Annotated in this window: 14 protein-coding genes; 5 read left to right on the top strand and 9 right to left on the bottom strand. The window is 57.1% G+C overall.

Annotation, left to right across the window (positions count from 1 at the left end; translation table 11 throughout):
* Positions 1–7: 7 nt before the first annotated feature.
* A complete protein-coding gene (locus tag ACLI1L_RS12395) occupies positions 8–2,203 on the bottom strand; it encodes a DUF6049 family protein (protein WP_411707709.1) in 2,196 nt (731 codons plus the stop codon).
* A complete protein-coding gene (locus ACLI1L_RS12390) occupies positions 2,203–2,856 on the bottom strand; it encodes an NUDIX hydrolase (RefSeq protein ID WP_086588383.1) in 654 nt (217 codons plus the stop codon). Before ACLI1L_RS12390 ends, ACLI1L_RS12395 begins: the two co-directional genes overlap by 1 nt.
* A gap of 28 nt (positions 2,857–2,884) precedes the next feature.
* Here ACLI1L_RS12390 and ACLI1L_RS12385 point away from each other — a divergent pair, with 28 nt between their 5' ends.
* From ACLI1L_RS12385 to ACLI1L_RS12370, 4 genes are all read left to right on the top strand, one after another.
* On the top strand, positions 2,885–4,321 hold the full coding sequence (locus tag ACLI1L_RS12385; protein ID WP_086588382.1) for a CCA tRNA nucleotidyltransferase: 1,437 nt from the start codon (positions 2,885–2,887) through the stop codon (positions 4,319–4,321).
* Entirely contained in the window at positions 4,321–4,917 is a 597-nt protein-coding gene (locus ACLI1L_RS12380; protein WP_023020179.1) for a YqgE/AlgH family protein, read from the top strand. The genes ACLI1L_RS12385 and ACLI1L_RS12380 overlap by 1 nt, the downstream gene beginning before the upstream one ends.
* Before the next feature lie 87 nt (positions 4,918–5,004).
* Positions 5,005–5,685: an AzlC family ABC transporter permease gene (locus tag ACLI1L_RS12375; protein WP_411708377.1), complete on the top strand. Its 681-nt coding sequence runs from the start codon at positions 5,005–5,007 to the stop codon at positions 5,683–5,685.
* A complete protein-coding gene (locus ACLI1L_RS12370) occupies positions 5,685–6,017 on the top strand; it encodes a branched-chain amino acid transporter permease (RefSeq protein WP_086588380.1) in 333 nt (110 codons plus the stop codon). The genes ACLI1L_RS12375 and ACLI1L_RS12370 overlap by 1 nt, the downstream gene beginning before the upstream one ends.
* 16 nt (positions 6,018–6,033) lie before the next feature.
* On the opposite strand, the gene ACLI1L_RS12365 is transcribed toward ACLI1L_RS12370, so the two are convergent.
* From ACLI1L_RS12365 to ACLI1L_RS12345, 5 genes are all read right to left on the bottom strand, one after another.
* Positions 6,034–6,342 (bottom strand): hypothetical protein, encoded by a 309-nt coding sequence (locus ACLI1L_RS12365; RefSeq protein ID WP_411707708.1) that lies wholly within the window; start codon positions 6,340–6,342, stop codon positions 6,034–6,036.
* Between the two features lie 15 nt (positions 6,343–6,357).
* Positions 6,358–7,323 (bottom strand): bile acid:sodium symporter family protein, encoded by a 966-nt coding sequence (locus tag ACLI1L_RS12360; RefSeq protein WP_086588379.1) that lies wholly within the window; start codon positions 7,321–7,323, stop codon positions 6,358–6,360.
* A 103-nt stretch (positions 7,324–7,426) separates the two neighbouring features.
* The gene (locus ACLI1L_RS12355) at positions 7,427–7,792 is read right to left on the bottom strand and encodes a Rieske (2Fe-2S) protein (RefSeq protein WP_086588378.1); all 366 of its coding nucleotides are present in this window, start codon (positions 7,790–7,792) and stop codon (positions 7,427–7,429) included.
* Positions 7,793–7,877: 85 nt separating this feature from the next.
* Positions 7,878–8,099 carry a hypothetical protein gene (locus tag ACLI1L_RS12350; RefSeq protein ID WP_208612464.1) on the bottom strand — a complete coding sequence of 74 codons (222 nt, stop codon included), beginning with the start codon at positions 8,097–8,099 and terminating at the stop codon, positions 7,878–7,880.
* A gap of 336 nt (positions 8,100–8,435) precedes the next feature.
* Positions 8,436–8,906 (bottom strand): SdpI family protein, encoded by a 471-nt coding sequence (locus tag ACLI1L_RS12345; RefSeq protein ID WP_086588376.1) that lies wholly within the window; start codon positions 8,904–8,906, stop codon positions 8,436–8,438.
* 192 nt (positions 8,907–9,098) lie between these two features.
* Between ACLI1L_RS12345 and ACLI1L_RS12340 the strand changes: the two genes are divergently transcribed.
* Positions 9,099–10,310 carry a dicarboxylate/amino acid:cation symporter gene (locus tag ACLI1L_RS12340; protein WP_394286308.1) on the top strand — a complete coding sequence of 404 codons (1,212 nt, stop codon included), beginning with the start codon at positions 9,099–9,101 and terminating at the stop codon, positions 10,308–10,310.
* A 68-nt stretch (positions 10,311–10,378) separates the two neighbouring features.
* Here ACLI1L_RS12340 and trpA read toward each other — a convergent pair whose 3' ends face one another.
* Positions 10,379–11,245 carry a tryptophan synthase subunit alpha gene (trpA, locus tag ACLI1L_RS12335; protein WP_411707707.1) on the bottom strand — a complete coding sequence of 289 codons (867 nt, stop codon included), beginning with the start codon at positions 11,243–11,245 and terminating at the stop codon, positions 10,379–10,381.
* On the bottom strand, positions 11,245–12,450 hold the full coding sequence (gene trpB / locus ACLI1L_RS12330) for a tryptophan synthase subunit beta (RefSeq protein ID WP_411707706.1): 1,206 nt from the start codon (positions 12,448–12,450) through the stop codon (positions 11,245–11,247). Before trpB ends, trpA begins: the two co-directional genes overlap by 1 nt.
* Positions 12,451–12,454 lie beyond the last annotated feature (4 nt).

Raw genomic sequence — 12,454 nt, 5'->3', positions numbered from 1 at the left:
CTTCAACTTACTTTTTAAGCCTTTGTGATTTTTTGCGCCGATGGCGGCCTAGCCGGAAGAGAGTGGCGAGGACCAGCGCAAGAGCGCCGGCTATGCCGACGCCATACACGCTTACGATACCGGCACGCGTTTGCACAGCGATACTGATCGGCTCCGAGATGGTTTGCTTTTCTGGGGTGGCAAGCCACAGGCCAATGTCTGTGCGATCGACGTCCTTAGGCATATCGGCGGTCATGGATACAGTAATAGAGCCCTTGGCCGGAATACGGACACTCTTGGGCGTGTTGAGGCGCGCGCCATCGGGGGCATCGTATTGCAGCTTGGCCTCTACCGGTAGCGGAAGCCCATTTTCTGCCACGATGAGCAGCGGCGATGACTCGGATACGCGAGTATAAACATTGCCCGGTGGGATAAGCGCCACAGAAGATCGCAGATCGCGCAAAGTATTCGAATGCACATCCATCGTGCGGGTGAACCTTCGTCGCGCTTCAGCATTGCTGCCCAAGCTATCGCGGTTGGTCAGCGAGAGCGCGGCCAGCAAATCCCGGCGCAAAGGCAGGACGAATTCATAGGGAGTCAGTGCGATGTCTGGATCATCGACCATGATATTCATCAGCTCATCGGTATAGCGGGCCTGCTGCTCCACGCGGACGATATCGGATTCGGCGAAGGCGGCGGGATCACTAAAGGGGCTGCCAGGCAGTGACCCCGGAACGGCGGTTTCCTGCTTGAGGCTGCCGACGGTACGCGCATGGGACTGGCCGGAATCGATGAGCGCTTCGGCGGAGTCAAGCGCGTATTCGGCGGCGCTGGGATCCAAGTAATTGGGCAAACGCGCCACAGTGTCATCGCTAGCGGCCAAACTCAACGCGGCGCCGCCGGTGATGGCGCGGGAAAGTTCGGAATCGAGCGAGTAATCGTAGCGTAGCTCCGGGTTGGAATAGCCCACCGTCTGTGGCTTGGAGCCGGTTTGGGCTAAAAGGGCGCCCAGGGAGGCGTCGAAAGTAACGGCGCGGCCAGGCCACGAAGTATTATCAGCCACCAGTGCGGGGAGGGGCAGTTGTTGATCCACATAGCCGGAGCCAACCGCGAGGACAGAGGTGGCTGGCTTAGTGCCGAGGATTCGCTCGATGGTGTGGTTGCCGCGCTGCAGCCCCTCGTAAGTAAGGAAGGGATTATTCGCCTTGGCCACGGATGAGGCATTAGCGTTTGCCCACGGCATAGACATAAAGCAATCGAGTTCACGCAGGCGCTTGAGCCAGCGGGCGGCATCCTCTTTGCCAGTGCCGGGTTCGAGGTGCACATCGTCGTTGTTATTGAACCACGAATCACGCAGGCGCTTAGGACGCTCCGCCTGAGCCGGGCGGGCAGAACCCACCTTATAGCCCTCCGCCATGCGGTTGACCGTGTCCAAGAGTGCGGGATCGATGGCTACGCAGCCTGCCCCGCGCAGATCGTGGTCCGCATAGGTGCTCACCAAGCGATCGAGCCGGCCGCCCTCAGCCAGCTCGGTGGCTAGCTCATCGGAGGCGAGAATAAGGTCTTCTCCCCCAGCGCCGCCTGGTACCGAGTCGATATCGGCACTGATGGGATAGACCACGGTGAGGTCGTGGGGTTTGGGCTCCGAGGGGGCATCGCCAAGCGCCTGCTTCTTTCCCTGCACCTGGCCTATTAGGCGTTCTTCCGCAAAGCTGACCGCTTCGCCGCCGACAGTGCCGGTGAGGGTAAAAAGCAGCGGATAGGCGCCGGCGTCTTCGATGGCTAGGGTCTGCTCGCCGTGTAAGGAGGTGGGAACCTGGAAGGTAACCTCTCGGGTTTCGCCCGGTTGCAGGGGCTCGGTGGTGGTGCTGGGGCCGTAATACGGGAATTCGCCGGTGGCCAGCTGCGTGCGGGCCTGTGCAGTACTCTCCACGGCATCGCCACGGCGGCTGGTCAACTGGAGGTCTTCCATGGCCTCATCGGTGGGATTGTGTACCTGGAAGGTAAGTTTCAGTTCCTTGCCCACGGTGAAGGGTTCGGCCGCGATGAGATCGAGAGTGGCCCGCTCTGGTCCGCGCGCGCCCAACCATGCCTGGATATCCTGCTGTTTTCCCGCAGCCGAATCCATCTGCGCGGCGGCCTCTGGCAGCGGCAGGCACAATCCCCACCCCGCTACCGCCAGGCAGCCGCCCACGGCGGCCCAAGACTTCAGGCGTTGGCGCATTACCGTGGGGTCACTTTCCCCGCGGCGGCTTCCTTTCGTGCGAGATCGGGAAGGAGATCATGCGCGATGCGCGCCAATTTGCGCTCGTCGGCGTAGGCCAAATGCTCGATGAGTTCAGAGACGGGAATCCATGAGACCTCGGTGACCTCCGGATCCTCATCGTTCATGATGCCGTCTACAAAGCGCAGCAAGTGATGATGCACTGTCTTATGGATACGCACCCCATCAGAGACGAACCAATAATCAATCATGCCGAGGTCTGCAAAAACCTCACCGGAAATGCCGGTTTCCTCCCATACCTCGCGCTCTGCGGTGACTTCCTTGGCCTCGCCATTTTCTACGTGGCCTTTAGGCATGGACCACAGCAGGCGTCCGCGACGGTCGAGGCGGCCGATGAGCGCCACATAAAGCCGGGAAAGATCTACCTGGCCAGTGCCATCGACACACTCCGCCAAACCAGAGACAACAAGGCCGCCGGCGGAGGTTTCATCGCGGGTTTCCATGGCCGTGGATTGGCCATTGCCACCGCGGTAGGGCCTGCGCTGCTGAGTGCTGCGGCGCGCGCGATTATCCGGCCGGCGGCGCCGCCTGCGCCGGGACCGGTTACGGTTGCGGCCGCCTCCCTTAGAGGGGCCCTGTTCTTGGTTAGTCATCCCTGCCAATCGTAGTAGACTCTCACCCGTGAATTTTCAGGACACTCAGCTAATTGGCGTTCTTGCCCGCGCGGAATCCACCGTCTCCTCCCTCAGCGACCTGCTGGGCGGTTTGGTGGAGAAATTTGCCGCCCGTGGCTACTCGCTCTACCTCGTAGGCGGCTCTGTGCGCGATGCGCTTTTGGGCCGCTTGGGAAATGACCTGGACTTTACCACTCCGGCCCGCCCGGACGTGGTGAAAGAGATCTTGGATGAGTGGGCTGAGACCGTGTGGGATACCGGCATCGACTTCGGTACCGTCTCCGCGGCCTATAAGGGCCAGCAGATTGAGATCACCACCTTCCGTTCCGATTCTTATGATGGCCAGTCCCGCAACCCTGAGGTGGTCTATGGTGACACCTTGGAAGGTGACCTAGTGCGGCGTGACTTTAAGGTCAATGCGATGGCCATCGAGCTGCTTGCCGACGCCTCTTTTACCTTCCACGATCCCCTCCACGGCCTCCAGGATGTGGCCGACCGGGTGCTCGATACCCCGGACAAGCCGGAAATCTCCTTCCACGATGATCCGCTCCGCATGCTGCGGGCGGCGCGTTTTGCGTCCCAGCTGGAATTTCGCGTGGCCGATCGGGTGGTAGATGCCATGCGGGATATGGCCGGCGAGATCCAGCGCATCACCGTAGAGCGCGTACAGGTGGAGCTGGATAAGCTTATCTGCGGCACGGCACCGTGGGACGGCATTGACCTGCTGGTTTCCACCGGAATCGCGGACTATATCTTTCCGGAAATCCCGGCATTGCGCATGACCGCGGACGAACACGCGCAGCACAAGGACGTTTATGCTCACTCGCTGAAGGTGCTACGTCAGGCCATGGACCAAGAAGAAGATGGCCCAGACCTTGTCCTGCGCTGGGCGGCGCTTCTACACGATATTGGCAAACCGGATACCTTTGACAACACCGATGGCAAGGTGTCCTTTCACCACCACGAGGTGGTGGGCGCCAAGCTTGCCCGCAAGCGCCTGCGTAAGTTGAAGTACCCCAAGGCCACCACGGAGGCCATCGGCCAGCTGGTGTACCTGCACATGCGCTTCCACGGGTTCGGGGAAAATCAGTGGACCGATTCTGCCGTGCGACGCTATGTCACCGACGCCGGTGATCTCCTTCCCCGGCTGCATAAGCTGGTGCGCGCCGATTGCACCACCCGCAATGCTAAAAAGGCCCGCCGACTCCAGCGCACCTATGATCAGCTTGAGGAGCGCATCGAAGAGATCGGCCGCAAGGAGGACCTGGCTCGCGTGCGACCGGACCTTGACGGCAACGAGATCATGCAAATCCTCGGCCTTCAGCCCGGCCCAGAGGTAGGCCAGGCGTGGTCCTATCTGAAGGAGCTGCGCCTAGAGCACGGCCCCCTCGAGCGCGAGGAAGCGATTGCGAAGTTGCGCGAGTGGTGGGATTCTAAACAGTGATGTTTGCCGATAGACTATTCAACGCCCTCGAGCGCAACGACCCTGCCCCCGGCCAGCTTCTCATCGCTGCTCCGGGCATGCTTTCGCCGGAATTCGCCCGCTCCGTCATCCTCGTCATTGAGCACAATGACATGATGACCTTTGGCGTGGATCTGACCAAGCGCTCCGAGGTAGCTATTTTCAATGTGCTGCCGGAATGGCTTCCCGTGGTGGCTAAACCGCAGGCGCTGTATATCGGCGGTCCGCTCAATCAACAATCCGTTGTTGGGCTCGCGCAGACTAAACAGGGCGTCGATGTGGACAAACAAGATCGGCTCACCCGCCTCGCACCGCGCCTGGCACATGTGGATCTGCGCGCGGACCCAGAAGAGATCGAGCCACTAGTTTCGGGCATGCGCATGTTTGCCGGCTATGCCGAATGGGGCCCGGGCCAGCTGGAGGAGGAAATCGAGGCCGGCGAATGGTTCGTCTCCCCTGCCCTTGCCCAAGACGTTATTACTCCAGGCCCGGCCGATCTCTGGGCCGATGTTATGAAACGTCAACCCATGCCGCTGCCGCTCTATTCCACATATCCAGTCAACGTGGAAGATAATTAATTCCTATCGCGCTGCAGGCAATGGGCTAGACTAGCCCGCATGCGCGCGGATATTTCTCAAGGATTAAGAGATACCTAGGCCGCCGCGATCGGCCTTATTCCCCTCGGCCTAGCCTTCGGCTTACTCATGGTCCAATCCGGTTTCAGCTGGTGGTGGACGCCGATTTTCTCCCTCGTCATCTACGCCGGCTCTATGGAATTCTTGGCCATTTCCATGGTTACCGGTGGGGCTTCCGCCTTTGCTTCGTTGGTTACCGGATTCATGGTGAACTTCCGCCATATTCTCTATGGCCTCACCTTTCCCCGGCACCGCATTCATTCACGGGTGGGCCGGGCTTATTCCACATATGCGCTTACCGACGAAACCTATGCCATCGTCTCCTCCCTCCCCGCCGAGGAGCGCCCGAGTGGGAACCGAATACTCACTATCCAAATCTTTTGTCAGGTCTTGTGGGTAGGCGGCGGCATCGTCGGTGCCCTCGCCGGCCGAGTGATTCCCTCTTCCGTGCAGGGAATGGAATTCGCTCTGGTTGCCCTTTTTGTCGTGCTGGCAATGGATTCCTTCCGCAGTAACCAGGACTTTTCATTGCCGTTAAGTGCTGTGGTGGTGGGAATCCTTGCTGCAGCCTTCGCCCCAGGACAACTGCTCATGGTGGCGCTGAGTGCCTACTTCATTCTGCTTATTATCCGCTACGCATCTCCCCGCATCGATGCCGCTATTGGCTTGCGTAGACGCGGCGAGTCTACGAGATTCCGGGAGGAACGCTAATGCCCGCTGGAGTTACGCTTGCTTCCATCGCTGCAGTGTTGGTCCCCGTCGGCCTTATTACCGTTGTGCTGCGCCAGCTTCCCTTTTCCTTTGTGAAATGGATGAAGGATAGCCAGTTCTTTTCATTGCTGGGCATGATGATGCCGGTAGGTGTGATGACCATTTTGGTGGTTTATACCGTCCACGGGCAGGCTGGTGCCCCTGGGGGCATCTGGGCGGCTCTCCTCGGCGTGGTGGTAACCTTCCTGCTCCACCTGTGGAAGCGTGAATCAGCGCTGTCCATCTTCGGCGGAACCGCCTTTTATATGCTCCTCGTTAACGTTGTCTTGTAGGCACCATGTTTGAACCCTAAAGGCCGAACTTGGCGGTAGCTTCGGACCATAGGGCGTCGAAATGAGATTGGTCCACGTATTGGGCGCTAATGTCTGGAAACTCATCGTAGGTATCCGGGTGCGGGACAACCTCTTGCGGCTGATCTACGTTTCCCGTGGAACTGGTCGGGGTAGCCACACCAACTATGGCATCTGAGGGATCCAGGGCGATCATGCGGACCATTCGACAGCTGCGCGCATCTTGCTCTTCCATTTCCGCCATATGGATGGCCGAGCCTACGCCGGGCGCGGTTAGTTCAGTTCGTACGTATAGGTAATTTGCCATAGGACCTAAGTGTAGCTATGTGGTGGCACGCTGGGCGTAGCGGGATGCCAGCCACGAACACATCATTAACTGGACCTGGTGGTAAATCATCAACGGCAGGATCAGTAGACCAAGAGACGTTCCCCCAGAAGCAAAGATAACCGAGGCCATGGGTAGTCCCGTGGCTAGTGACTTCTTCGATCCACAGAACTCGATTGCGACTGTATCGGCGCGCTTGAATCCCAATTTTTCACTCACCTTCTTGGTGAGCCACAGCATGAAAGCAACCAAGATCGCTGCGAATGCGACAAGGAAGGCCAACTCCCATATGGAGATGGAGGACCAAATTCCGTCTACCACGCCTTTGGAAAAGGCAGAATACACCACCATGGCAATGGAGCCGCGGTCTACTACTTTGGTGGCCTTGCTTTGGGCGAATTTTCCAACCCAACGCCGAGTCAACTGACCCAGGATAAAGGGAGCCAGCAGCAAGAGTGCGATTTCTCCAAATACGGAAGTGTCGATGTGCACCCCTCCCCCGGTTCCCATCAGGAGCATGATGAGCGCAGGGGTAATCAATACTCCAACCAAGTTAGAGGTAGATGCTGACACGATTGCGCCGGCGACGTTTCCCTTCGCGATGGAAGTGAAAGCAACCGAAGATTGCACGGTGGACGGTACCAGCGTGAGAAACAAGATCCCCAGGTACATATCGTGCGAAATGAATGCGGTAAGCGGTCGTAGCGCTATACCTATGAGCGGGTAGACCACAAAAGTGAAAGCCAGGATCGTTAGGTGTAGGCGCCAATGCTTAAGCCCATTGAGGGCCTCTTGAGTGGAGAGCCTAGCGCCGTACAAAAAGAAGAGGAAAGCGATCGCAACGTTGGTTAGCTGGCCGAATATCTCGGAAAAATCCCCACGGGCTGGTGCAATGACCGCAAGGATGACCGCCAAGACGATGAGCGCTATGAGGGGGTCGGGCTTCTTTAAACTCTGCAGCATTCTAAAAGTTTAAACCCTGCCCCTCCTTCTACCCGGGAAATACTCGGGCCAAAAAATATGCCCTCTGTGGTTTCACGTGAAACCACAGAAGGAGGAATGCAGCCTAGGCTGTAGTGACATTAGAGCCGTCTTGCTTAACTTCGTATCCTTCCAAGGGGTCGAGGCCCGGTCCGGATATTACGCTTCCATCGCTGAGGTCGTAGGAGGTGTTATGTGCGGTGCAGGTGGCCGTCATGCCATCGATCTTGGTGATCGGATTGTGCTGGTGCGGACAGGTCTGGGAATAGGCCTTGAACTCACCTTCTTTCGGCTGAGTAAAAATGACGCCATCTACAATCTTTGCGGATCCGACCGGAATTTCCGTAGCTGCGATTTCCGCGGACGGAGAAGAGCCACAGGCTGCCAAGTAGGCACCTGCGAAAGTGGTAGCGGTACCGAGCAAGAAGATTCGGCGAGAGCACTTATTCATGCCTCTAGTCTAGTCGGTGATGATGGTGCATTGTGACTTAGCCGAGTAGCTGATCGAATTTAGAGTTTCACGTGAAACACAGGAGTTAACTAGCCAGATATCCCTCCCATGTTTCAGGGGAGCCAGTGGGCGTAGGAGTGAGTTCATAGGTGCCAGATTCAATGCCTAAATCATCAACGATGCTATGGGCCGACTGCTGCCCCTCCGCTACCGGTGTGGATGTCGGCTCTTTGTGGCCTTGCTCGTTATAAGCGCCAATGGCAAAGGTCGAAGCGGCGATGGCTGCGAGGGCCGTGCTTTTCTTCATATGTATCATCTTGCCTAGCGGAGGTCTCTGATGCTCTTTACTTTCTGGGTTCCCCAGAAGCTTTACGCAATCTCCATCGTTATTGGCAATAAGGCGAACAGTACGGTAAGTCAATTATTAACGTAGCCTAGCGTTGAATGGACCAATATATTGAAAGAGTGACGGGATATCGTAAGTGACGGAACAAGAAGATGTAACGAGCCTGACCTATAACGTCACTGTGACTGTCGGGAAACATCCAATGAGCTATTCAAGCGAGAGGAAATAGCTACAAAATTCCCCCTCTGGATGAGGCGTAATTCTTATCCAGAGGGGGCGGTTGTGCAGCAGGCGCTGCTATCTGTCAGATTCTCGAGCGGCGTGACGGAGTGCATCGACATCGACCTGGGGTGCAGAAGTCGCGGCGGCCTCTTCCCCACCGCAACCATCGGTGCCACAATTGCAGGAATCCCCACAACCTTCTTCACTAGAGTGTGCCTGTTCGTAGAGGAACGCGGCACGCGAGCCGAGGTTGGAACCTACAGATAGGGCGAGAACTGCCGCCACAAAGGTAAGAGCCGGAAGGAGCCACATCCAGCCCTCAGCGCTAAGCGCGACGATTCCACCGAAAACTAGGCAGACGCCGCTGAGGATCCAGAATGGACCAGCGATGCGATGGGCGTTATCCCATGCTTCGCGGGACTTGCGGATCTCTTGCAGTCGCAAGCCAATGTAGTTATTTCCGGGTAGGCGCTTGGTTGAGGCCATGGTACCCACAATGATGAGGAAGACGGCGAGGATTAAAAAGATGATTCCCACTGCGATCATGTATTCAGTTTAACCTTGTAGTGCTGAGATAAAAATTGCGCCTAGGCCGAGTGTTCTGTCGCTGTGTGCGCTCAGGTAGTATGCATTTAAGGTCGATTGATAGATATTGAATCGACCTTGGCCTCCGCACCGCGCTGTTTCGCCTCGGTCGTCTAGTCCTAGAGGTGAAGCACCCGATCTGATTGTAAGTATATGAATCTCAAGAAACTCTCGGAATCTTTGTTGTTCCGCATTATCGTCGCCATCATCCTTGGCGTGGTGGTCAGCCGATTCGCTCCAGAATGGTTTGGTCGCGTATTCGCCACCTTCAATGGACTATTTAGCAACTTCCTCAACTTCTTTATCCCGGTCCTTATTTTCGCGCTGATCGCTCCGTCCATCGCGGGTCTCGGGCGTGGTGCTGGTAAGTGGCTGGGGGTTACAGCTGGGATTTCCTATGGCTCCACTATTGTCGCCGGTCTTCTTGCCTACGTGCTTGCCCACTGGCTCTACCCCACCATGCTTAGCGGTCAGAATCTGATTACTAATGTCTCCGATATTGATGAGGGTGCACTCTCTCCCTACTTCGAGGTGGAGATGGCGCCGCCTTTTGAGGTTATGACTGCCCTCTTGTTGTCGTTCTGCATCGGTGTAGCTATGACTACCGTGAAGTCCGATACCTTGTACGCTGTCACCAAGGAATTGGAGAACGTCGTAGTCAAGGTAATCTGGGGCTTTGTTGTGCCGATTTTGCCTTTCTATATCTTTGGCATGTTCTTGGGATTGGGCATGAATGGCAATCTGGGATCGGTACTTTCGGCCTTTGCCAAGGTTTTGATTTTGGCGGTTGTCATGACCCTAGTCTACCTGGTCTTGCAATACATCATTGCTGGTGCGATTACCGGGAAGAATCCCTTCAAGGCGCTTCGCAATATGCTGCCAGCTTATTTCACGGCTTTGGGAACTTCCTCTTCTGCCGCGACTATTCCGGTGTCCTTGGAGTCTACGCTTAAGAATGGCATTTCAAAGCCGGTGGCAAGCTTTGTTATCCCGCTGTGCGCGACCATTCACTTGTCCGGTTCGATGATTAAGCTGACGCTCTATGCCTTCGCGATCGTGTATATGGCAAACCTTGATATTAGTACCGGTACCGGACTTGGCTTCATCTTCTTGTTAGGCATCATGATGATCGCGGCTCCGGGCGTTCCGGGTGGTGCCGTCATGGTGGCGGCCGGCCTTCTGGCAGACATGATGGGCTTTGATGATGGCATGGTGGCACTCATGATCGCCGCCTACATCGCCATCGACTCGGTCGGCACTGCCGCCAATGTCACCGGCGACGGTGCTATCGCGATGATCGTAGACAAATTTGCAGGCGACAAGAAAGACGCCTCCGAAGAGGAATCTGCAGAAGCAACCGCGTAGAGGCTCACCAGAACCACACCCCTCGTTCAGCTGTCGAGAGCTGACGAGGGGTTTAATGCGTTGTGGGATTATTTTCGGGTCGCCGCCTTCATGCGGGTGACAAACTCAGCGAGTTCTTTGTGCAGCGCGGGGTCCACGCGGGTGCGGCTTGGGGTCCCTTCGATTTGGGTCCGCTCTGTGGCGGTTTCACGTGAAACATGACGGTCGATGATCTTAGTAATGGCCGAGCCAGTAATAGCCCCCTCCGCTCCGGCTACCACGGCATCGCGCACATGCTCGGGTGCTGAAATGCCGAAGCCGAGCAGTACCGGCGGGCCATCGAATCTTTTGATGTTTGCTACGACTTCTTCAAGCCCGAGGGTTTTAGATTCTCTCTCGGTACCTGTCACGCCGTCGCGCGAAATGGCATAGATATAACCCCGCGAGCTGTGAGCGACGCCTTCGAGGGTGCTCGCGGTGGCACGAGCCGGGGCGATGAAGATCGGATCTATGCCGGCCTTTTCTGCTGCAGCGATGAATGGAGCGCCTTCGCGTACGGGGACGTCGGGAAGCAAGATGCTATCCGCGCCTGCCTTAGCGAATTCGGAATAGAAGCGCTCAAAGCCGCGCGTGAAAGCCACGTTGCCATAGATCAACATGCCAATGGGAAGCTCAGGGAATTCTGAGCGAATCGTCCGCACCTGTTGTAGGGCGGAATCTACGGTGGCGCCAGCCGCTAGCGCCCTAAGGTGAGACGCCTGAATAGTCGGTCCATCGGCCACGGGATCAGAAAATGGGACGCCAAGTTCTAGTGCATCAGCACCGGCCGCGACAACGGTTCGTACAATGTCCAGCGTGTCCTCCGGGGTAGGATCGCCCAACATGAGGAAGGGGACGAACGCGCCCTCTCCCCTTTCGCGCAGTGATCGGAATAGGTTCTCGTATCGATTGCTCATTAGTGCTTCTCCTGCAGTTTAAATTCTGGGTGGGTCTCAAGTGTGCGGCGAACATGGTCGATATCTTTATCGCCGCGACCAGACAAAGAGACCACAATGGTGATGTCCTCGTCCTTCCGTTTCAAGGCATAAGCAAGTGCATGGGAAGACTCAAGGGCGGGAATGATCCCTTCCCGCTGGGAAAGCAGCTGGAACGCTTCCAATGCCTCGGCGTCTGTAATGCCAACGTATTGTGCTCGGCCGCTAGAGTGAAGGTAGGCATGCTGTGGACCAACTCCCGGGTAGTCGAGTCCGGCGGAAATGGAGTATGACTCTTCCACTTGGCCGTCTACGTTTCGCATGAGGTAGCTGCGTGCGCCGTGGAGTATTCCTACGGTCCCGTTGTTGATGGTGGCACCGTGCTTGCCGGAGTCCAGTCCCTCGCCACCGGGTTCGGCACCGACGAGTTCCACCCCTTCGTCCTCAATGAATTCTGCGAACGTCCCGATTGCATTGGAACCGCCTCCGACACAGGCGACGACTACATCCGGCAGGCCGCCAGTGCGCTCAAGCATCTGCTGCTTAGCTTCTTCGGAAATGACCTTATGGAACTCCCGGACGATAGTCGGGAAAGGATGTGGCCCAGCCGCAGTGCCGAGGAGATAGTGGGATTCATGGAACGTAGCGGTCCAATCGCGGAGCGCTTCATTCACCGCGTCCTTAAGCGTTCCGGACCCGGTATCAACGGCTACGACTTTCGCGTTCATTAGCTCCATACGGAAGACATTGGGCTGCTGCCGCGCGACGTCTTTTGCCCCCATATAGACCACACACTCGAGCCCTAAGAGTGCGCAAGCCAGTGCAGTGGCGGTGCCGTGCTGGCCCGCTCCCGTCTCTGCAATGATGCGCGTCTTTCCCATACGTTTGGCGAGGAGGGCCTGTCCAAGGACTTGGTTCGTCTTGTGCGCGCCACCGTGTACGAGGTCCTCACGTTTGAGGAAGATCCTCGCCTTACCGCCTAAATTTTTTGCCTCTGTCAGTGGCGTGGGCCGGCCAAGGTAGTCACGCAGAAGGCCGCTGAGCTCTTCGCGAAAGGACGGGTCATTCTGTGCTTCTACAAAAGCCTTCTCAAGTTGGTCGAGGGCGGGGATAAGGGATTCTGGGACGAACTGTCCACCGAATTCACCAAAGTATGCTGGAAGGAGTGTTTCACGTGAAACGGTCATGATC

It is taken from the genome of Corynebacterium sp. LaCa117, from assembly GCF_046717765.1.
Lineage (GTDB): Bacteria > Actinomycetota > Actinomycetes > Mycobacteriales > Mycobacteriaceae > Corynebacterium > Corynebacterium kefirresidentii.
Note: the sequence above shows the minus strand (reverse complement) of the source record. Positions and strands in the feature narration are given on the sequence as shown.